General features: G+C 33.0%; 18 protein-coding genes and 1 pseudogene. 7 read left to right on the forward strand and 12 right to left on the reverse strand.

Annotated elements, in window-relative coordinates; genetic code table 11:
* Window positions 1-48: 48 nt before the first annotated feature.
* Entirely contained in the window at window positions 49-627 is a 579-nt protein-coding gene (locus ASG22_RS10675) for a HupE/UreJ family protein (RefSeq protein WP_055986767.1), read from the reverse strand.
* 69 nt (window positions 628-696) lie between these two features.
* Between ASG22_RS10675 and ASG22_RS10680 the strand changes: the two genes are divergently transcribed.
* On the forward strand, window positions 697-1197 hold the full coding sequence (locus ASG22_RS10680) for a DUF6702 family protein (protein WP_185113805.1): 501 nt from the start codon (window positions 697-699) through the stop codon (window positions 1195-1197).
* A 742-nt stretch (window positions 1198-1939) separates the two neighbouring features.
* Window positions 1940-2887, forward strand: a complete 948-nt coding sequence (locus ASG22_RS10685) for a phosphatase PAP2 family protein (protein WP_055983952.1) — start codon at window positions 1940-1942, stop codon at window positions 2885-2887.
* Between the two features lie 2 nt (window positions 2888-2889).
* Here the strand turns inward: ASG22_RS10685 and ASG22_RS10690 are convergent, their stop codons facing one another.
* Genes ASG22_RS10690 through radA form a run of 4 tightly spaced genes read right to left on the reverse strand, consistent with a single transcriptional unit; the run spans window position 2890 to window position 6205 of the window.
* On the reverse strand, window positions 2890-3483 hold the full coding sequence (locus ASG22_RS10690) for an ACP phosphodiesterase (protein WP_055983953.1): 594 nt from the start codon (window positions 3481-3483) through the stop codon (window positions 2890-2892).
* A complete protein-coding gene (locus tag ASG22_RS10695) occupies window positions 3480-4187 on the reverse strand; it encodes a VanW family protein (protein WP_055983955.1) in 708 nt (235 codons plus the stop codon). The genes ASG22_RS10690 and ASG22_RS10695 overlap by 4 nt, the downstream gene beginning before the upstream one ends.
* A complete protein-coding gene (locus ASG22_RS10700; protein ID WP_055983959.1) occupies window positions 4184-4852 on the reverse strand; it encodes a class I SAM-dependent DNA methyltransferase in 669 nt (222 codons plus the stop codon). The genes ASG22_RS10695 and ASG22_RS10700 overlap by 4 nt, the downstream gene beginning before the upstream one ends.
* Before the next feature lie 3 nt (window positions 4853-4855).
* Entirely contained in the window at window positions 4856-6205 is a 1350-nt protein-coding gene (gene radA, locus ASG22_RS10705) for a DNA repair protein RadA (RefSeq protein ID WP_055983961.1), read from the reverse strand.
* 256 nt (window positions 6206-6461) lie between these two features.
* On the opposite strand from radA, the gene ASG22_RS10710 reads away from it, so the two are divergent.
* Window positions 6462-7031: a YceI family protein gene (locus tag ASG22_RS10710; protein ID WP_055983964.1), complete on the forward strand. Its 570-nt coding sequence runs from the start codon at window positions 6462-6464 to the stop codon at window positions 7029-7031.
* Window positions 7032-7168: 137 nt separating this feature from the next.
* Here ASG22_RS10710 and ASG22_RS10715 read toward each other — a convergent pair.
* The 6 genes and pseudogenes from ASG22_RS10715 to ASG22_RS10740 form a co-directional block, all read right to left on the reverse strand.
* Window positions 7169-8859, reverse strand: a pseudogene (locus tag ASG22_RS10715) (bifunctional alpha/beta hydrolase/class I SAM-dependent methyltransferase).
* Between the two features lie 4 nt (window positions 8860-8863).
* Window positions 8864-10186: a phosphatase PAP2/dual specificity phosphatase family protein gene (locus tag ASG22_RS10720; RefSeq protein WP_055983967.1), complete on the reverse strand. Its 1323-nt coding sequence runs from the start codon at window positions 10184-10186 to the stop codon at window positions 8864-8866.
* Window positions 10168-10923, reverse strand: a complete 756-nt coding sequence (locus tag ASG22_RS10725) for an SDR family NAD(P)-dependent oxidoreductase (RefSeq protein WP_055983970.1) — start codon at window positions 10921-10923, stop codon at window positions 10168-10170. The genes ASG22_RS10720 and ASG22_RS10725 overlap by 19 nt, the downstream gene beginning before the upstream one ends.
* A 58-nt stretch (window positions 10924-10981) precedes the next feature.
* A complete protein-coding gene (locus tag ASG22_RS10730) occupies window positions 10982-12019 on the reverse strand; it encodes a patatin-like phospholipase family protein (protein ID WP_055983973.1) in 1038 nt (345 codons plus the stop codon).
* A 3-nt stretch (window positions 12020-12022) separates the two neighbouring features.
* The gene (locus ASG22_RS10735; protein WP_055983976.1) at window positions 12023-12826 is read right to left on the reverse strand and encodes a phosphatidate cytidylyltransferase; all 804 of its coding nucleotides are present in this window, start codon (window positions 12824-12826) and stop codon (window positions 12023-12025) included.
* The gene (locus ASG22_RS10740; RefSeq protein ID WP_055983979.1) at window positions 12819-13418 is read right to left on the reverse strand and encodes a CDP-alcohol phosphatidyltransferase family protein; all 600 of its coding nucleotides are present in this window, start codon (window positions 13416-13418) and stop codon (window positions 12819-12821) included. The genes ASG22_RS10735 and ASG22_RS10740 overlap by 8 nt, the downstream gene beginning before the upstream one ends.
* A gap of 166 nt (window positions 13419-13584) precedes the next feature.
* Between ASG22_RS10740 and ASG22_RS10745 the strand changes: the two genes are divergently transcribed.
* Entirely contained in the window at window positions 13585-15192 is a 1608-nt protein-coding gene (locus ASG22_RS10745; RefSeq protein ID WP_055983980.1) for a CTP synthase, read from the forward strand.
* 182 nt (window positions 15193-15374) lie between these two features.
* Complete coding sequence (gene yidC, locus ASG22_RS10750) at window positions 15375-17174, forward strand: membrane protein insertase YidC (protein ID WP_055983983.1); 1800 nt, start codon at window positions 15375-15377, stop codon at window positions 17172-17174.
* Window positions 17175-17264: 90 nt separating this feature from the next.
* Here yidC and ASG22_RS10755 read toward each other — a convergent pair whose 3' ends face one another.
* The gene (locus ASG22_RS10755; RefSeq protein ID WP_055983986.1) at window positions 17265-17849 is read right to left on the reverse strand and encodes a ribonuclease HII; all 585 of its coding nucleotides are present in this window, start codon (window positions 17847-17849) and stop codon (window positions 17265-17267) included.
* Between the two features lie 118 nt (window positions 17850-17967).
* Here ASG22_RS10755 and ASG22_RS10760 point away from each other — a divergent pair, with 118 nt between their 5' ends.
* Together ASG22_RS10760 and ASG22_RS21400 are read left to right on the forward strand one after the other, a co-directional pair.
* Window positions 17968-20934 (forward strand): SusC/RagA family TonB-linked outer membrane protein, encoded by a 2967-nt coding sequence (locus ASG22_RS10760; RefSeq protein WP_055983989.1) that lies wholly within the window; start codon window positions 17968-17970, stop codon window positions 20932-20934.
* Between the two features lie 10 nt (window positions 20935-20944).
* Complete coding sequence (locus ASG22_RS21400) at window positions 20945-22630, forward strand: SusD/RagB family nutrient-binding outer membrane lipoprotein (protein ID WP_055983991.1); 1686 nt, start codon at window positions 20945-20947, stop codon at window positions 22628-22630.
* Window positions 22631-22650 lie beyond the last annotated feature (20 nt).

Here is a 22650-nt window from a genome sequence, read left to right on the forward strand (position 1 = left end):
TTGTCAAATATAATAATAAGTAGTTGAATAGTTGGAAATGTTTCAGCGTTAAAACGGAATTCTTTCCAATGTCATTTTTAATGCTAAAGCAAAGACTCCCGAAGAGACAAAAAGAATCCAGTCTTTCTGGTTAACTTTAAAGATTTTAAGCAAAATAAATAAGAGAATCAAAATCCCGAATACAATGGCAATCTGTCCTAATTCCAAACCAATATTAAAGCCTAAAAGCGGAACTGCAATGCTCTGGCTTTTTGCAATCATGACTCTGGCGGTGTTCGCAAAACCCATTCCGTGAATTAATCCGAAAATTAGAGCTAAATAATAATTAGTTTTGTTCTGCGACTGCTTTTTATTTTTCATGATAATATTTCCGAGTGCCGTCAAAACAATCGTTAGCGGAATCAGAAATTCAACCCACGCAGAATTGATTCTTACAATATCAAAAATGCTTAAAGCCAACGTAAGCGAATGCCCAATGGTAAAAGCAGTCACGAGAATTAAAATTTTCTTTAGATCATTAAAAGAATACGCTGCAATTAAAGCCAAAACAAAAAGCTGATGGTCTAGCGCATCTAATGAAATAATATGTTCCCATCCAAGGTTTAGATAGAATAAAAAATCCTGCATCATAATGAAAATATAAAAGCTTACGAAAATAATGATTAATTTCGGAACAAATTTTAAATGCCCGGATTTATGAAGATTTTGTGGATTTTACTGTTTCCGTTGTTTTTCCTGTTTTCTTTTTCAGTGTCAAAACACCCTTATCACGTGGGTTCTGTAGAAATTAATTATAATCAGAAATCAAAAACTTTTGAGATCACAGGACGTTTCTTTCTGGATGATCTCGAAAACGGTTTGAATAATAAATACGGAAAATCGCTCCATTTTAATGATCCGAAATTTAAAACTCAGCTCAATGAAGCTATTAAAAATTATGCTTCTGAATATTTCAAATTAAAAACGAATAATAAATTTCTCAATGTAAATTTTGTTGGTTATGAAGAAGATCACGAATCTGTAAATGTGTATTTAGAATCTGAAAAGGTTGATAATCCTAAGAAAATAGAAGCTGCTGTAAGTTTTTTATATAATCTCTTTGACGATCAGATTAATATCATACATGTGATTGTAAATGGAGAGCGAAAAAGCGAAAAGCTAACATATCCTAATCGTTATTTATTTCAGCAGTATTAATTTTATTTTAACTTATTTCTATTTATTAAATTAACTAAAATCTTGTTTTTAGTTTTTTATTTATTGATTTTATATCTTTTTGATTGAAATTTTTTGGTTATATTATTTATTGTATTTATATTTGAACATTCATGATAATTTGCCGGTTTATTATTGGTCTGAAATGACCTGTCTTACTATGAGACTATATTTATTAATGCAAAACATCTTAAAAAATATTATCATGAACATCAAAAACAATTATCCGTTATCTTCATCCTTATTATTTGAACGAGCAAATTTCGCTCAAGTAGGGGTGTGTGCATCTACTGCTTTTTCTACTTTTCATATAGACGAAACGAAAGATAAACCATAAGATCTTATTTTATCAACTGTCTTTTGAATTCCGAATCATAGTACGGCTTCTCATGGTGTAGAAAGGTAAGCTATAGCTTAACTACTTACCGGTAATACAATTGAGAAAAAATCAGGAAATTATGCAGGATCAAATTTTCTGTGACTTCCACAATTAGTCTTTAAAATCGGAGATTAAATACGAATAGTGGAATCTAAATTATATAATTAAACATTTTTATTCAGGCAAATATTCTATTAACACAAGTAAAAAAACACTTACACAGGTAGGTGTTTTTTTATTTTATAATCGAATTCATTAATAATTGTTATTTATTTAAAAACTTTTAAGCTTATCTAAAGCAGTATTAATTCGGTACTTTTGCACCTTGTTTTTTTAGGTATGAATATGAAGACGGCAATTACTGTATTAGGTATATTATTTTCCATAATGACATGGGCTCAGCAGGATAGTGTGAGCGTCAATGTTGATAGTCTTATAGTGAGACAGGATCCAATAATAATCTCTGATTTTGATCAATCAGTTTCTAAAGATTCTTTGAAAAGTAAAACAAAAAAAGAAGGCATTTGGAGTCATTTAAAATATGATGTAGTTGCAATGGCGGGTGGCTTTGCAAACGCTTACACCAGACCTTTTTCTTGGGAGAAAAAAGATTATGTAAGGTTGGGGGCTACTGTTGCTACTGTCGGTATTATATATCTTGCCGATGAAGATATTAGTAGAACTTTTATTAGAAATAGAGAAAATGTTCCTAATGTTTTTAAGAAATTCGGGTGGTATTTTGGAAGTCCACAGATCAATTATGGGATTACGGGTGCTGTTTATGTTACCGGTCTTTTAACTAATAATGAAAAATTAAGAAGAACAGGAGTTTTGATGATTACGGCAGCAAGCGTTACGGGAGCTGTTCAGCAGATTTCTAAATCAGCAACGGGTAGAGCAAGACCGGGAACAGGATTGGGGAAACATTTTTTTAAACCATTTTCAGGAGATGCAGGATATAGAAGTTTTCCGTCAGGGCATACCGTACTTTCTATCACGACTAGCTATGCTTTGTCTAAGCAATTCAAAAATCCATGGATAAAAGGAGGAATTTTAGCTGTTGGTTCTATTGTTCCTTTGTCACGGGTAATTGATGGAGCACATTGGTTTTCAGATATTACTTTAAGCGCTATTATGAGCGTTGCTGTTGTAGAAGGAATTGATAAATTTCTAAAAAGGAAAGAAAAATACGAAGAAGATAAAAAGTACAACATGGATCAGAAACTTAAAGGCAAAATCACATGGAATGTTAATGCCGGACCTTTAGGAATTGGAGTTGTTGGACAGTTTTAAATTCAATTTTCCAATTGCAATAGTGCATTAACTCCTTTGGCGTGTTCCCATAAATCAGGAAAAAAATCATCATAACATTGCTGAAGAGTTTCTTTATTGTTTAAAAAAGCTTCAAAAACGGGAATATTTTTTTCCAAATATTTTGCTTTATTTAAAACATTTCTCATACTGAATTTAATATTCTGATCATAACGGTAATTGTACAGCCAATTATCCTGCTCCATTTTTTCAAACATTCTTCTGAAATTTTCAGGAAGGAATTCGTAATTTTCATGCAAAACACGGTATACTTTTAATGAATGATCTTTCCAGCCCTGCAATGAATTTAAGGATAAGTCATTTGCTACAAAATAATCCATAGAAACATCTACAAAAGCTCCGGCATACAATCTCACCAAAGGCGCAAAAACTTTTTTAGCTTCATGAATTGCAGGATGAGAATCAGTAAAAGTATCAATGGCTCTGTGCAGAGTAATGCCATCCTGAATCTTTTTTGGAAAAGAAAAACGATCTCTGTTTTTAATAAAGTCTTCCAGAAACTGACCAACAATTTGTCCGTCGGTAAAAGTCAGAAAAGAATGAGCCAAATAATTCATAAACGAATATAAAAATTTTTAAACAAAGTTTTATCATTCCTTATTGTTTCTACCCAAACTCCTTTTTCTGCTTCAGAATAGTTGAATTGTATTTCATTTAAAATAACTTTGTTCGGAGAAATAATACTCACGGAAAGTTCTTCATCGTGAACTGTATAGATTAATTGAACGGGAAATGAGAACGGATTTTGAAACTGTAAATCTTTGTAACCATACACCACGGTACAATCTGAACCTAAGGGTGTAAAACGTTCATGTTCTTTGTAAATGTCAATCGAATGTGGAAATCGCTCAATAATTTTTAATCCGGATTGCAATGCCAGGAAATATAAAATTGAAGAAAACTGACAAATTCCGCCGCCCAAATCACTAGAAATATGAGTTTTAATTAAATTTCGACCTTCTTTAAAACCATTTTTCTGATTTGGTTTCCCAACTAATTTCCAAAAAGAAAAAACTTCGTTGGGTTGAATGATCAAAGTATTGATTTTACTTCCGACAATTCTTAAATTATGAACTTTATTTTCATGAAATTCTCCTTTTTTAATGACTTGCTTAAGCTCAAATTGATATTCACCAATATTTTCTGAACTGTAATTTTTAGGATAAGAATATTGTGTTTTTCGTTCGGTAAAATACCGCTGCAAAAGCTTCAACTGCAGTTTCCAATGATGAGGTAAATATTTTTTAAGCAACCGTTTCATATTTTTTCTAAAACGGCAATTTGGTAAGATGCCCAGTTTTTCAGGAAAGTTTTACACAAAAGAATATCTAATGGCAGAAAATATCTTCTCAGACTTTTAGGTAATCTGTGAATTGGAAATAATAAAATTCCTGTACTGTTTTTTAGTTGAAACTTATTTCCTGAAAGTTGCGAAATTTCCGAAATAGTAAAGCTATTATTCGCATGCCAATCTTCCTGTTGAGAAACAACCTTTCGCCTGTTTTTAGTTGGATAGTCAAAAATTAAAGTTCCGTTTTTGTTTAATTTTTGGTAACATTCATTTAAAAATGATTTTGTTTCATCTTTATTTTGATGCATAATGACATGAAAACAAAGAATACAGTCAAATTTATCATGGAAAGGTATTCCGGAAATTTCTCCTTTTGCTACAATTTTTTCAGGATACTTTTGTTGGGCTACATTTAACATTTCTTCACTGAAATCAGCTCCATGAGTGGCAAAATTTAATAATCTCCCTGTTCCGCAACCCAAATCCAGAACCTTTAAATATTTTTTGTTTTTGAAGAAAGATGCTAAAAATTTTCTTTCCTGTCGGTCGATATATTTCCCGTAAGAATTCCCGAAACGATTTTCGTCGTAGGTTTTTGCGAGATTATTGTAATATTCAAGAATACTGGTTTTCATGATTTAAAAAAGTCTATCGTGAAAATCTTCAATTTTGCTCACTTCTTCTATTTTGATTCCGTATTTTTTCTTTGGAAGTTTATTTAAATTAGAGATGAAAATCTTTTCATAACCCAATTTCTCTGCTTCGGTAATTCTCTGTTCTGCCTGTGCAATCGGACGAATTTCTCCACTCAGACCAATTTCACCTGCAAAACAGTAGTGTTCAGAAATCGCAATATCTTCATTGGACGAAAGAATAGATGCGACAACCGCCAGATCCAACGCAGGATCATCGGTTTTAATTCCTCCTGTAATATTCAGAAAAACATCTTTTGCGCCCAATTGAAAACCTGCTCTTTTTTCCAGAACGGCGAGAAGCATATTTAATCTTTTAGCATCAAAACCAGTCGAACTTCTTTGTGGAGTTCCATACACTGCCGTACTTACCAACGCCTGAATTTCCAATAACATCGGTCGGTTTCCTTCTAAAGTCACAGCTACGGAATTTCCGGAAAGTTCTTCAAATTTCTTCGTGATTAAAATTTCTGAAGGATTTTTAATTTCCTTTAAACCTTGGGAAACCATTTCGTAAATTCCAATTTCTGAGGTTGATCCGAAACGGTTTTTATTGGCTCTCAATAATCTGAAAAGATGATTTCTGTCGCCATCGAAATTCAAAACAACGTCTACCATATGTTCCAAAACTTTTGGTCCCGCAATTTGTCCGTCTTTGGTAATGTGACCGACTAAAAATACGGGAACGCTGTTTTCTTTGGCATATTTAATAATCTCATTAGAACATTCACGAATTTGTGAAACGGTTCCTGGTGAACTTTCAATCAATTGAGACTGTAATGTTTGAATGGAATCGATGATGACGAAGTCAGGTTCTAATTTTTTAGCCTCATGAAGAATTTTTTCAAGACTGGTTTCCGTAAAAAGAAAACAGTTAGGATTCTGAATATCAGTTAATCTGTCGGCTCTCATTTTGATCTGAGAAGCACTTTCTTCCCCCGAAACATAGAATATTTTTTTCTTCATTTTCAAGGCAAGCTGAAGAAGCAGGGTAGATTTACCGATTCCGGGTTCTCCACCGATTAATGTGACAGATCCTAATACAATCCCGCCTCCCAAAACCCGGTTAAGCTCTTCTGAAGGCGTTTTAATTCGTGGTTCTTCACTGGTTTCCACTTCAATAATATTGATAACATGCTGTTTCGACTTTGAAAAAGGCGGTGTTTTAGATGAGGTTTTTTCTACGACTTCTTCTACCAAAGTATTCCATTCTCCGCAGTTTTTGCATTGCCCCGTCCATTGTGGATATTGTGTTCCACAATTCTGACAGAAATATGCTGTTTTTAATTTTGCCATACTGCGAAGTTCAAAATTTTTTTTGAATTTTCTTACTTAAATGCAATACCTTTTCGAATACTTCTTTAATAATGCAAATAATACTACTTGGATTGCGTTCTTTTTGTACGGTAATTCAATAATTATTTTAATTTTGATGATTCTATACAGCAAGCTTATTTAAGAATTGTTGAATTAAAATTAAAAACTAACATAGATCAATAAGAAGCTGTGATATTCAGCATAAATTTGACACATAAAATAAATAATATATACAATGAAAAAAGTACTCTTAACTTTCGCATTTACGTTAATAAGCATCTTCAGTTTCGCACAGGTAGATTGGGCTGTAGATTTGATGCACTCTTCTGTTAATTTTAATATCAAACACATGGGAATCAGCTTTGTACAAGGTAGATTCGATAAATTTGACGGAAAAGCTGCCACTAAAGGAAATAATCTTGATAATGCAGATTTGAGCTTTCATGTTGATGTAAATACCATCAATACAGGAGTTGAAATGAGAGATAAGCATCTGAAAAATGCAGATTTTTTCGATGCTGAGAAATATCCTACAATGACTTTCGTTACAGGTTCTATTACAAAAGAAAAAAATAATACGTATATCTTAAAAGGAAAACTTACGATTAAAGACGTTACTAAAGAAATCAGTGTTCCGGTAACTTTCGGTGGTGTTACGAAAAACCAACAGGGAAAGGAAGTGATGGGTATTCAAACAACATTTAAAATAAACCGTTTAGATTATAATATCAAATATGATCCAACGGGTGCTGGTGTAGCTAAAGACGTTGACGTTAACTTATATTTTGAGTTGACTAAACTCTAATTTTCATATAAATTTGGTTTAAGAAGAAGGTTTTCAATGTGAGTTGAGAACCTTTTTTTTTGTATAAAATAAAACCTCAAAGATAGAATCAATGAGGTTTATATTATATTGAATTTTTGTAATTTTGATTGAAATAATTACGAATTTACTTTTCCCGAAGAAACGGTAAAAATTCCAAAGTCATCAATCAGCATATTTTCTTTTCCAATATTGTTGAAGGCAAAAACTCTATCCAGTTCTTTTTGTGAACGTCTTCTCATAATCCAGTCCTTATTTTGATGATTATTTAAAACATAGGCGATCATTTTCAGTTGCGGATGCCAAGGCTGTCCCGTGTAAATAATAAATGAATTTTTCTCTGAAACAGAATTAATTCCCTGAATCGCTTTGCTTGCCATTTCATTATCTCCAAAAAGTTCAAAAATACCTGAAACGATGGTGATATTAGGTTCAAAATTAAGTTTCTGATATGTTGCGGGATCAAAACAATCAAAATTAGTAAACCGAATATGTTGGTAATTTTTATCTTTAATTACTTTTTCGCCGATTTCGATGTTTGACTGTATGAATTCATTGATAACAATTTCAATTTCAGGATATTTCTCTTTGATATCAAATAAATAATTTCCCGTTCCTCCTGCAATATCAAGAATTTTAATCTTTCGTCCTTTTTTAATTGCTGAATATTTTGTTCTAAAAGTTGGATCAGATGTAGCTTTCTAATACGAATTCCCTTCCAACCGATAGCTTCAAGATAATTCTTATCCATTATTTTTCCGAAACCCAATTTTCCGCTGGGTTGATTGTGATAAACGTAATCCAGAGAAGCTCCCGAATCAAAACCATATTTTAACCCAATTGCCATCCCGTCGCTTATCTTTCCAATATTGTTTAATGAAAATTTCTGAAATTTGAAGTTTAAATTGTTACCAACATTATTTTTCAAATCCTGATATTCTTTTACTGAAAATTGATCTGGTGAAAGCGAAGGTTGTTTTTGGCTTGTATCAAAACATTTTTCCGCAAAATCTGCGATTTTATCATACACTTTTTCCTTTCCGGTATCGAATAAAATTCCATGGAAAAAATTGGGTAACACTTCATAATGTTTTACATCAGTATCTAATTTATCATGAAAAATTTTCTGATCTTTATTAAAAACCACATGATCTTTTTCTGCCGCTAAAATCAACGTAGGAGTATCAATTGCTTTTGCATCCTCCACCAGTCTTTTTCCTGCTTTTGCCAGATCAATCAGCAATTCAGCATCGATTGATCTTGTAATTAACGGATCTGTATCGTAAGCTTTTTGCTGTTCAGGATCGTGCGTCAGCATTTTAGATTTTACATAACTTTTTATGATCAGCCCTTTTTTTAGTTTGGTTCCCAAAGTAATCATTTCATTTGCCAGAGGAACAATCAGATTAATTCTGAAAGCTGGTGCCAATAAGGTCATTCCTGCAATTTGTGGAGCAAAATCATGTGTCCAGGCAGATGCAACAACCCCTCCGATGCTATTGGCAACAACAAAAATATCCGAAATTTTAACCTCATATTTTGATTGTAAAAACTTTGCAAAAGAATCCAGATCACGTACATAATCCATGAAAACAGATGAAGTTTCCGTCTTTGTATGACCATGACCACGAAGGTCAAACGCAAATATATTGTACTTAGAAAATTGTGGCGATTGTGCTATATGATTCAATCTTTCAGAGTGCTCATGACCACGATGAATCATAATGATACTTTTCTGCTGTGGCTGGAAATTCCATTCACGATAAAAGATTTCGCTATTGTCAAAACTTTTAAAAATTCCGTTGTTCATAAAGTTAAATTTTTTTCAAAAAATCCATTATGTAAGAATGTATAATGGCATTTTTATTAAGGATTTTTATTTTGGTTACTGCTTCTTCTATCGATAAAGATAAAGCATTTTTCACTACCAGAATTCCGATTACAGAACTTCTTGTGAAACCCATTGTACAGTGAATCATGATTTTTCCGTCTTTCGGAAGATGATGATAATTATCGGTAATTTCTGTTACTAATTTTCGTGTTTCATTTACGTCAAAACTTCCAATATCTAAGAATGGAAAAGATATGTATTTTGCATTTTCTTTTAATGGCTTTCCCTCCATTTCTGCTGATAAATCGTAAATAAAAGTATTTTTATTAACATTAAAATGAATTAAATCTTCCTTACTTGGTTTTGATGAAATATAAACATTTGGAAGAATTTGAATGGGATTTTTATTTTTTCTCAACAACTTCCAAAAGAACCAATACATCAATAAATAAGGAGCATACACTATCTTTTTTAGCACAGAAATATTTCCATTTTTATCCTTTAAAAAGTAAATATTATTCTTTTGATAATGATAGCCAATAGTAAATGTTATTAAAGTTATCCACAAAGTTATCCACAAAGTTATCCACAACGAATTTACTTTAAAATTTGGTATAAATTCACTTAATAATAAAGCAATGAGAATAAAAATCCATCCAAATAAAAAGTAATAATTGGCAACTTGAAAATTTCGGTATTGAAAATTATTTTTATGGTAAGGAAAAATGATAAAACTGAGATGTGCAAGAATTGATCCTGTAACAACGTCAATTAAATGATGTTGATAAGTAGTGAGTGTAGAAATTCCTAATAAAATTAATAAAACCATTGAAAATTTTCTCCATTTCTTTTTGCTTCTGAATACCGACCAAAATACAAAGGCGAAAGCAATATGTAACGACGGAGCCTGATTAAAAGGTGTATCAAATTTCTCTAACAACTGAAAAGGAATGTCAAGAAAAAAATGGCTGACGTCGGGTTTTATAAGTGAGAATTTTAATGGAAATAAAATAAAAGAAATGCCTGCAACAATGATCACGAATAGCATTCTCTTTGTTAAAACTCTAAGCTCGTCTTTGTTTTTGCAGAAAAAAAATACCAGACAGAAAAACAGTCCACTCGTCATGTAAGGAATGATGGATAATGGTATAAATGGAATATCTTTTTCAATGCTAAAGACAAATGACGGAACATTTTTTAAATTGGAAACATACGAAGCAGAACCATTGTAAACCAATGAAAATACAATTGTACAGAGAACTAACGCCAGCGCCTGCTGCCTGATTTTTATTTGTTTTTCATCCATTTTGCTTTTTTAAACATGATAATATTTAATAGTGAAGAGGGAAGAAGTGCCAATGCTTTCATCATGAATTTCATCTTTGAAGGGAAAATGATGAATTTTTTTCTTTCTTCAATGGCTTGGGCAATAGTTTCTGTTGCTGTTTTTAAGTCTGTTAAAAATGTTTTTTTACTTAGATCGTTGTTGTTCAATTGTCTTAGTTTTGGAGTGTCAACATATCCCGGAGCAATGGTTGTTACCGAAATCCCAAACGGTTGCAATGCTCGTCGGTAAGCATTCGCAATCTGAATAACCGACCGCTTCGTTTTTGTATACAAACTTGAATTTTCATAATCTAAAATCCCGGAAACGGATGCAATCACAGCAATTTTTCCTGATTGTTGATTTTTCATGATAGTTCTTGCCGCTTCAAAACAATTTACCGTTCCTAAAATATTAGTTCGTAACATTTCTTCAGCTTCTTCATACGTAATATTTCCGGCTACGTCTTCGGCATAACTTCCGGCGCAGTTGATAAATAAATCTAAATTTTCATTGTTTGAGAGAAAATTTTTCACTGCAGAAAAAACAGAATTCATATCGCAAACGTCTGCTTCAAAAACTTTCAGATTTTGTGAATTATTCTCTGGAATTTTGCTTACATCACGTCCGCAAATTCCCACCCGAAAATCTTTTTCAAGATAATACTGAGCCAAAGAATAACCGATTCCTGAAGTTCCGCCTGCAATGAACACATTCATGAGTTTGTAATAGTTTAAATTTTGTTATAAATAATTTTTAACAATCAAAATGCCAATTCTATTTTTGAATACTCTTCATTGTTTGATCAAAACCATATTGCCATTGTTTTTCCATGTCTGTTTTAAATTGTTGATAACTTTTCGGCAATGAGAAATCAATTTCAAATTTTCGCCAATTGATTCCTTTTTGTAAATAATGTCCTTTCAAATCTTGCTTTATGTTGATGGTGTCAATCTGAAAATCGGGAGACAGTTTTTCAATTTCCTGTAATCTTTCATTTCCGCTATAACCCAAAACGGCACGGACGAATGCCTCTTCTGTCTTATTGTAAGATTGTTTTTTCTCAATAATAGCTTCATTCGCAAGATGCTTTGCCAGTTCAATCGGAACGAGATCAACTGCTCCACCAGCAAAATATTTTCCTTGAATTAAAGCGGGTTCTACATAAAACATATCTGAAATGGAAGTCCTCGTGCTTTCTAACATTGAAAATTGAGTTTCTATTTTTGGAAGATCTTCAATTGCGCTGTTTTTTAAATTTTCAGAATTAATAATAATTTGATTGGGAATAATTTTCTTTGCAGTTTCAGGATCAGTGAAAATTATTTTTTGATATAATTTCCTGTCGTTTCGTTTTTGATTAACTTCTGTTGTATCAAAAAGAATCTCTGAACCGATAATTATTGTGGGAATTTCCTGAGAGAATTTGGTGTTTTTTAATGATAGGAAATCTTCAGATAAATCCTGATGCATTTCTACCAAATACCTGTTGAATACATCTTCAATAAAAGGAGCATTTTTATTATTGATTATTTTCTTTAAAGTGAAAAGCCCTATTTTATTGAGCTTTTTTTGTTTTGTAAGTTTAGTTTTTGAAACGAATTGATAATATTCTTCTGACTGTAAATATTGTTTTCTTGACAGATTATCCGGAAAAGCGTTCACTACAGTTGCTGCAAAAGCTCCGCCACATGAAGCGATCAAAACATCAGGTTTTATTCCTAATTCTTCAAGAGCAGAAAACATTCCGAGGTAGATCATCAATCTTGTTCCGCCTCCTGAAAATAATAAAGCTTTTTCGAATTTTTCATTCATTTTTTAAATATTTAAAAGATAAGGTAAAATCCAGAAAAATAGGGGAGCATTGAAGATCAAGCTATCCATTCTGTCCAATAATCCACCATGTCCGGGCAAAAGTTTTCCGGTGTCTTTGATGTTGGCTTTCCGTTTTAAATAAGACATAAAAACATCTCCAAAAAATCCTGAAATTCCTAATGTCAATCCCAATATAGAATTAACTAAAATATTAGTTTTCAATAAAAAAAATCCTAAAATATTACTTAAAATGATTGTTAAAAAAACTCCGCCCAAAAATCCTTCCAAAGTTTTATTTGGGCTGATTTGTGGCGTAATTTTATGTTTTCCAAAGAATTTTCCCATTACATATTGAAAGACATCGTTCAATTCTGTGACAACGACAATAAAAATTATAGAATTGATTCCTGAAAAACTTTCTCGGATAAAATATAAATTTGGAAAAGCAAAAAGGCAGATGATCACTGCAATTCCTATTTTTGAAATCTGTTGAAAAGAAGTTTTTAATACTGAAAAATAAATCAAAAAAATTAAAATTAGTGCTAAACTACACAGAAAATAATTTTCAAGACTGAAAAAATTCAGTAATAAGAATTGTGAAACTCCGATGAAAATTGATGGAATATTTCGGTTGGAATTGATTTTAAACAATCTTAAAAATTCAAAAAAACTCTGAAAGGCAATCCAGGAAACGAAAATTTTCATGGCAAACGGATGTGAAATTCCGACTGCGAAAACGAGAATGATGTAAATCCATGTTTTTACCCGTAAAGGAACATCCGCAAATTTGTTTTCTTCATTATTCATGCAATGATTTCTTAAGTCTAATGTAAGTGCTGATGACCAACAGAGCGATAATGATGCCGAAAATATAGATGGAGATTTCTGAAATATTGATTCCGAAAAAAGTAATTAAACCGTAAAGCCCTAACATTAAAGCACGGTCGCTTTTCCCCATCGGTCCATCGTAGCGGCGGTCTTTTCCGACAATTTTTCCAAGCAGACCCGAAAACTCATTAATAATGCTCAAAACGATGAAAATAATTATCAGATATAAACTTTCAGGTTGAAATTTTAACAAAGGAAAAAAGATAGTTACATCTGATACAATGTCACCGACTTCATTCAGAACTTCCCCTAATTTGCTGGTTTGGTTGAATTTCCTTGCCATCATGCCATCCAAAGCATTTAAAGCCATTCTTATTAATAACCCAATCGGTAAGCTCAGGAAAAACCATTTTGAATGATCTGCGTTCCAAAACATAATTCCGATTATTACAGAAAGCAAAACAGAACTTATGGTAATCTGATTCGCCGTGATTTTATTTCTATGTAAAAATAAAAGGACAGGAGTAAGGAGCTGCTGAAATTTTGGTTTGAGTTTATATACGGAAATCATTGTGTATATTGGCTTTTGGGTGTAATCAAATGTAAAGAAAATTTATGTTTAAATCTAAATATCATTTGGATTATTCAAATTTAAATCTAAAGAATATTTGGATTTAAACATAAAACAAAATTGCTTTGTATTTCTTTTTCCCATAACTTTGCACAAACCTAATCTAATGAGTAAAAAGAATACAAAGTACATCTTTGTGACAGGAGGTGTAACTTCATCTTTGGGAAAAGGAATCGTTTCTGCTTCTCTGGGACTTCTACTAAAATCACGCGGCTTTAATGTAACGATCCAAAAGTTAGATCCTTATATTAACATCGACCCAGGAACGCTAAACCCTTATGAACACGGAGAATGCTATGTAACCGAAGATGGTGCGGAGACGGATCTGGATTTAGGACACTACGAGCGTTATCTTGATGCTCCAACTTCTCAAAACAACAACGTTACAACAGGAAAAATCTACCAGACTGTAATTGAAAAAGAAAGAAAAGGAGATTTCCTTGGAAAAACAGTGCAGGTAATTCCTCATATTACGAACGAAATTAAACGTAGAATTAAAATTTTATCTAAACAGAACTACGATATCATTATTACTGAAATCGGTGGAACTGTGGGAGATATTGAGTCTTTACCTTACATCGAGACTGTTCGTCAGTTAAAGTGGGAATTGGGTGAAAAAAATTCTATGGTAATTCACTTGACATTATTGCCGTATTTGGCTTCCAGTGGAGAATTAAAAACAAAACCTTCTCAGCATTCTGTTCGTCAATTGATGGAAAGCGGAATTATGGCTGATGTTTTAGTTTGCAGAACAGAACATAAAATTCCAAAAGATCAGAGAGCAAAATTGGCTCAGTTCTGTAATGTTTCTTTGGATAATGTGATTGAATGTAAAGATTTGGAAACAATTTATGAAGTTCCGATGTATCTTCAAAAACAAAACTTTGATGATGTAGTTTTAAAAGAATTAGATCTTAAAAGTGATAAAGAAGCAGATCTTAAAGACTGGAAATCTTTCCTGAAGAAATTCCAGAATCCTAAAAAATCTGTTGAAATTGCTTTGGTTGGGAAATATGTTTCTCTTCAGGATTCATATATTTCTATTGCTGAGGCTTTCAAACATGCTGGTGCAGATCTGGAAACTGAAGTGAAGATCAGATGGGTTTACAGTGGAGATTTAACAAGTGAAAATATCAAAGAATCTTTGGAAGGGGTAAATGGTATTCTGGTGGCTCCGGGATTTGGTGACAGAGGAATTGAAGGAAAAATTCTTACTGCAAAGTATGCAAGAGAAAATAAAGTTCCGATGTTGGGGATTTGTTTGGGAATGCAGATTATGACGGTAGAATTTGCCAGAAATGTTTTAGGCTATTCTAAAGCAAACTCAATGGAGTTTGATACTTCTACCGAACATCCTGTAATTTCATTAATGGAAGAACAGAAAAATGTAGTTGATAAAGGAGGTACCATGCGTCTTGGAGCTTGGAAATGTGCTGTGAAAAACGGTTCAAAACTTTCTGAGATCTACGGTAGCAAACATATTTCTGAAAGACACCGTCACAGATATGAATTTAACAGTGAATATATTGGTGAATTCGAAAAAAATGGCTTCTTAGCAACAGGTACAAACCCTGAAACTGGTTTAGTGGAAGCATTAGAAATGCCGGATCACCCGTTCTATGTAGGGGTACAGTATCACCCGGAATACAAAAGTACAGTGGCAACACCACATCCTTTATTCAGAGCATTTATTAAAGCTTGTGAAAAGAAATAAGGTAATTTAAAAATTACAAACGTCATATATAAACTCAGACTGATTCTACTCAGCCTGAGTTTATTATATAGTAATATATTATAGGATAGAGTTTTGATAAAAAAACAGTATTTTTGTCGACTCAAAATGTATAACAATATGTTATACATTATTTAATAGGTAAAAATTTTAATTAAAATAAAATGCAACAGAACAAAGGACTTGATAAAAGTCAAATGATTAGTTTTTCGGTTTTGTGCTTGGTTCTTTTCGGCTTCATGTTTTATTTCCAAAATAAGCAGCAGAAAGAGGAAGAAGTAAAAGCTCAGCAACAAAAGACTGAACAGACAAAAAATGCTGTAAAACAAACTCCGGCGAGCAATATCAACCCAAATGTAACCCCGAATGCAATTCAGACGGCAAATCTTGCTAACAAAGAGCTGAAGGTAGAATTTGCAAGTTTGGGAGGGCAGGTTTCTAAAGTTGAGCTTTCAGAATACAAAGCTTACGATCACAAGACAGATAATGCAGATCTTCCGTTGTATCTGATCACTAAAAATAATTCAAACTATGGTTTCCAGTTCAAGGATAAAACAGGGAAAGTAATTAATACTAAAAATTTAGTTTTTGCTCCGACTGTTAATGGAAATGCTGTAACAATGACGGCTAATTATAATGGAGCGGTTATTCAGTTTATTTATACATTACTTCCAAAATATACTTTAGATTTTAAAGTAAGAACACAAGGTCTTGCAAAAATTACTTCTGATAATAAAGCAGATTTCATTTGGGATTACAGTGTGAGAAATCTTGAAAAGGGTAGAGCTCAGGAGCAGTCTCACTCAGAATTTTCGTATGCTTTCGATAATTATAAAAAATATGATTATGATGGAAGAACGACAATGGAAGAAGAGAAAGAAACGTTGAACTGGATTGGTGTGAAGCAGCAGTTTTTTACTTCTGTAATCGAAGCTAAAAATGGATTTACACAAAGTAAAGGAAATCAGGAAAACGTTGAAGAAGGCGAATATTTGAAGAAACTAAACTATGAAGGTTTTGTTCAAATGACCGGAAGCGAACTTAATCAGGATTTCACTTGGTATTTTATGCCGTTGGATTTACCTTTATTAAAATCTTATGACAAAAACTTCGATGAAATTTTACCATTAGGTTGGTCTTTCATTGGATGGATGAACAGAGGATTCTTTATTCCTATTTATAATTTCATTGCATCTTGGGGATTAACTGCAGGTTGGGCAATTTTCTTACTGACAATTTTGGTTAAATTAATATTATCACCAATTATGTACAAGCAACATAAATTGAGTGCTATGATGAGAGTGATCCGTCCGGAAATTGATGAAGCGAATGCAAAATTTAAGGATGCTGATGCCATGAAGAAGCAACAGGCTACCATGGAAATCTATCGAAAAGCTGGAGTAAATCAGATGGCAGGATGTTTGCCGGCGTTGGTACAGATTCCTATTTTCTATGCTTTGTTCCGTTTCTTTCCGAACTTTATTGATTTAAGAGGTAAAGGATTCTGGTTTGCAAAAGATTTAACGGCTTATGATGATTTGATTAAATTGCCATTTAAAATTCCTTTCTTGGGAGATCATTTAAGTGTTTTTGCGATTGCGTGTACTATTGTAATCTTGATTTATACAGTGATGACTTCAGGAAATATGCAGCAACCGCAACAAGAAGGAATGCCAAACATGAAAGTATTGATGTATATTTTCCCGGTTACATTCTTGTTTTTCTTAAATACATCTGCATCGGGTCTTTCTTGGTACTATTTTGTATCGAATGCGATTAATATCTTAATTATATTAGTGATTAAATATGTGATTTTGGATGAAAAGAAAATTCATGCGCAGATTCAGGCTAATAAAGAAAAGCCGAAGGCTGAAGGTAAATTTCAGAAGAGAATGAGAGAAATGATGGAAAAAGCTCAGGATCAACAGAAAATACAGGAGCAGTCAAAAAATAAAAAGAAATAATTTTCTTGCAAAAGATAACGAAAAGAGAAGCAATAGTGCTTCTCTTTTTTTGTGGATGAATATTATTTAAAATGATTCTAAATTAAATTTTCAGTCATACTTTAATCTAAATGATTGTCTGTGATATTTTGTAGGACCGAATTTTATCAATGCTTCCTGATGTTTTTTTGTAGCATATCCAAAGTTTGTATTCCAGCCGTATTCCGGATGTTCATCATGAAGTTCGATCATTAACCTGTCTCTATAATTCTTCGCTAAAATAGATGCAGCTGCAATCGAAAGGACTTTTGAATCGCCTTTTATAATACATTCGTGGGGGATGAAATTATAGGGATGAAATTTATTTCCATCCACTAATATAAGCTCAGGACGTGTTATTAATTTATCAAGCGCCTGGTGCATGGCATGAATACTAGCATTAAGGATATTGTGTTCATCAATAAATTCAGGAGGAAGTTCAGCAATTGCGTAGTCTTTTACATTGTCTTTTATATAGTTATCAAGATCCATCCTAACTTTAAATGTTAACTTTTTTGAATCATTAACTAAATTTTGGTTAAAATTATCATCCAAAATTACCGCTGCTGCCACTACAGGTCCACAAAGACATCCTCGACCTACTTCATCACACCCCGCTTCTGTATAAAAAACAGACCATTTTTTTATTAAATCCATAAATTTCTCAACTCTTACACATAAAAACGAGGCAAAATTAAATATTTTTAACAAAATATTTGGTTCTTTTAAGAAAGTTTTACATATTTGCAAATAGTAAAAAATAATCAATTTAAATATGAAGAAATTAACAGCAAGTGTTCTACTGGTGGTTTTGTCATCTTCCTTTGCAGTTGTAAATGCACAGAAAAAGAAGAATGATACAATAACTAGAGAAGGAAACATAGGTGAAGTAGTTATTACTGGTGCCTTAGGTATTCAAAAGAAAGCTGATGCTCAAACTGCTGCTGTACAGGTGGTAAGTAGTGATCAAATTACTGCAGCTTCAAACCCAAATGCAGTTCTTGCATTGCAAGGTAAGGTTTCGGGTGTAACTATTACAAATACAAACAGTAGCGTGACAGGTACACCAAAGATTCAAATCAGAGGTATGCGATCTCTTACAGGTAATAATAATGCCTTAGTAGTTATTGATAATGTAATTTCCTCAGCTGCTGCACTAAATCAGTTGGCGCCAGAGTTGATAGAATCAATGAATATTCTTAAGGGTTCTCAGGCTGCAGCGCTTTATGGTTCTGATGGTGTTAATGGAGTTGTATTAGTTAATACCAAAAAAGGAAGTAAGGGTAGAATGAGAGTTACCTATAATGGTTCTATGGACTTCGAATCTGTTTTGAATACACCTGAAAGACAAAGGAATTACGGACAGGGATGGTACGGAGGAAAAGTTAATGTTGAAAATGGATCTTGGGGTGCGCCATTTAATGGTCCTTTGGGTGGACAAATTGTTCCTTATGGTATTCCTTTGGCTGATGTGAATGGTAATGGGCAAATCGAAGTAAATATTGATGATAATACACCTACTGCTGATGAATCATCTTCAATTATGTCAACGTATGCACCATATGGTAAAAATAACGTAAAAGATTTCTTCCAAACTGGAGTTGTTACACAAAATGGTGTTACTGTTAACATTGGTGATGAGAATAGTTATTTGTTAATGTCTGTAGATCATTTACAGCGAGAGTTTGTAGTACCAGACGATAAGTTAAAAAGACTATCAACTTTCTTAAAGGCAGGTACAAAATTTGGGAAATGGAGTTTTGATGCAATTGTAAATTATTCGCGTCAGACTACAAATACTACGGACAGTGGTCTTTATGAAGATTTGTTACAATCATCTGTAGATATTCCTATTACTGCTTTTAAAAATTATCCTGATAACGGTTATGCTTGGAATATTTACTATCAAAATCCTTATTGGGCAATTAAACATCAAAGATTTAATACTACAACGGATAGACTAAATTTAGTTGGTAGTGTTGGATATAAAATCAATAAAAATATTGATATTTTATACAGATCAAATCTTCAGTATGTAGGTGCTTTTAGTAATCAATGGAATGATGGATGGTCTAGTGCAATAAATACGACTCCTACGGCTATTGCCTCATCTTATTTTCAATCAAATTCAAGTCAAAACAAATATTATGGTGATTTATTAGTTAATTTTAACTATGATCTTACTGATGATATCAATATGAAATTGAATGTAGGTCATAACTTTCAAAACTTTGCTTATAATACAACAAGTGCGGGCGGAAGTGGCATCATTATTCCGGGATTATATCAGGTATGGAATGTTGCTAACCCTTCAAATCCTTATAGCTTGGATAATCAAAGAGGTTCATATAACAGTCAAGCAGTTTTTGCTAACTTAGATTTAGGTTACAAGGATTACTTATTCTTAACAGCTACAGCAAGAAACGAATGGAATTCTGTTCTTTCTAAAGATGAAAGAAGTTATTTTTTCCCATCAGTAGGACTAAGTTTTGTTCCTACGAAAGCATTTGATTTTGGAGGACAAGCTTTAAGTTATATGAAAGTATACGGTAATATCAGTGGTACTGCAAACTCATCTTCAGTAGGTGCTTACAGTATAAGAAATTATTTTGGTCTTGGTAGTGGTTTTCCTTTCACTTCAAATGGAGGTTTGAGTTTTGTTAACCCAACTGGTCAGACTTCTAATAATATCAGTGCTGAAAAGGTTTCCAAAAAAGAAGTTGGTTTGTCTTTAGGGTTTTGGAATAATAGAGTTTTGCTAAACGGAGCAGTTTATCAGGATGATACAACTAATATGATTACGGACACCAACACTTCTATAGCTTCTGGTATTTCTGTTTTAAGAACTAATATTGGTAAATTAAGAAATAGAGGTATTGATGCAGACATTACCGTTACTCCTTTGAAGAGCCAGGATTTCAGATGGGATATTGGAGCTAACTTAACTACTTACAGTATGGAGGTATTAGAAGTTACCCCTGATACAGATAGAGTTTCAATTGGCGGTTCATCATTAGTAGGGGTGTATGCCGTTAAAGGTATGAAGGGTCTTCAGTTAATGGGTACTGATTTTGTACGTGACGATCAAGGAAGAGTTATTGTTGACCCAACTACAGGTAGACCTTCAGTTACTTCTGCTTTACAAAATTTAGGTTCAACTAATCCAAGATATCTTTGGGGTTTCAATACGAGCATAAATTATAAAGGATTTAAGCTTACTGCTACTGCAGATTGGAGAATTGGTGGAAAAATGACAACTGAAATTCTTCAGAATATGGCTTTCAACGGTACATTACCTGAAAGTGGAAATTTTGATAGAGAAGCAGGATTTATTATGCCAAACTCTTCCTATCTACAGAATGGTCAATATGTTGCTAATACTAGTGTTTATTATCAATATCCAGGAGGTACAGGTAACGCTTTATATGATGGAGTAGAATATTACTATCAAAACCAGTTTAATACTGTAGGATCTAACCATGTTTTTTCCGGTTCTTATTTTAAATTAAGAGAAGTGGCACTATCTTATACTTTCTCTGCTGATATGCTAAAAAATACTGGACTTACAGGAATTACTGTTGGGGTTCATGCAAGAAATCCTTTAGTTAAATATTCAGATTCAAATAGAAATTATGCAGATCCTGAAACTTCAACAGGTACAGGTAATGCACAAGGTTATGCAGGTGTATCACAATATCCTTCAATAAAATCTTATGGATTTAGTGTAAATGTTAATTTTTAATTAGTAAAAAATGAAAAAAATATTTTTATATTCATCGATTGCTCTTACTGCTTTCGTATCTTCTTGTAGAGAACTAGATGAGAATTTTTCTCCCAATAATGTTCTTCCTTCTGAAATTTCTCCAAGACAAACTTTGGCTGCTTCAGAAAATCTTGTGATGGTAGCACAAGCTGGAACAATGAATTCTCTTTCAAATGTTTGGACAAATACGTGGGCGGGTAACTATTACTATTTTGGAAATCCTCTCACAAGAGAGTATTCTTTGGATATTAGTAATACTTTTGGAACAGGAATTTGGACAAGCAGTTATAATGCTGCAAATAACTTACAAGGAATTATTGATAAAGGTGCTTCCTTGCCATTGCATTCTGCAATTGCAAGAATTTTGAAGGCTTATCAGTTGCAGTATGTAGTAGATTTCTATGGTGATGCACCATATTCTGAAGCGTTTAAGGGGCAAAATAATCTTACACCAAAATATGACGATGATGCTACTATCTACAGATCTTTGGTAGAAGAAATTAATAAAGCGATTGCTGACATTAATGCAACCACTCAAAACGGTGATAACGTAGTTACTCCACAGGAAGATGTAATTTTTGGGGGAGATATGGATAACTGGGAAAAGTTTGCTAAAAATGTGAAGCTTAAAATTCTTTTGAGACAGTCGAAAGTAACTGATCCTTCTGTTAGAGCTTTTGTTGACGCTCAGCTTCAGACCTTGGCTACTGGAAATACTGCAGATTTTTATCTTGGTGACGTAATAATCAACCCTGGATATAGCGATAAAAATTCTGCAACACCTAATCCATTATTTAGTAACTATGGGGCTGTAAACTTTCAGGGATCTGCTCTTAATACAAATGGATGGAGATTATATAAGGCTGCTCAATATTATGCGAATTCTGTAAATGGTACATTATATGGTGCTTCAACAGGTGATTATCGTGGTAGTCAAATGTTTAGAAGAGCTACAAGCAGTGTTTCTCCAGCACCACAACCACCTTCTAGTGTAGTGGGAATCAAGCAAGGTGGTGCAAAACCTGCGGGAAGTACAGAATGGCAGTATTCATTTATAGGATGGAAATTTATTGGAACAACATTCAATGAAAAACTTCCTGTTGCTACTCCTCCTTCTCCAAACCCTGATCAGGGGAATCAGGCAATTTATGCAATGATATTTCAGGGTGATACCTCTGGCGGAGCATACATAGCTGGAGTAGGTGCTGCAATGGACGGTTACTTAGCATTAGGTTCTGAAAATAAATTATTGCTTGCAGAGGCGGCAACTTTATACCCAAGTATATTTACATTTAGTGCGCAGTCAGCATACAATTCAGCAGTGGCAGATTCATTTGATTTTTACGGTCTACTTCCTGCCAGAGCAACTGCTTATCTTGCAGCATTAAATACTACTACTGTAGGTTGGGCAGGAGCACCTAATAAGATTGCAGCGATACAATATCAAAGATTTGCTTCTTTAGCTAATTTAAGACAGGTTGAAACTTATGTCAACTTCCTTAAGACGGGGTATCCTTCAATACCAAATGCTGATAATGCAATCTATCCAAATAAACCTTACAGATTAATTTATCCTGTTTCTGAATATACAGGTAACTCTTCAAACGTTCCAAATGTATCACAGGCTCAGGTTTTTGTTAAAAACCAATACACTCCATTCTGGAACCAAAACTAATCTAACAACTTAGATTAATT

Source organism: Chryseobacterium sp. Leaf405 (assembly GCF_001425355.1).
Classification (GTDB): domain Bacteria; phylum Bacteroidota; class Bacteroidia; order Flavobacteriales; family Weeksellaceae; genus Chryseobacterium.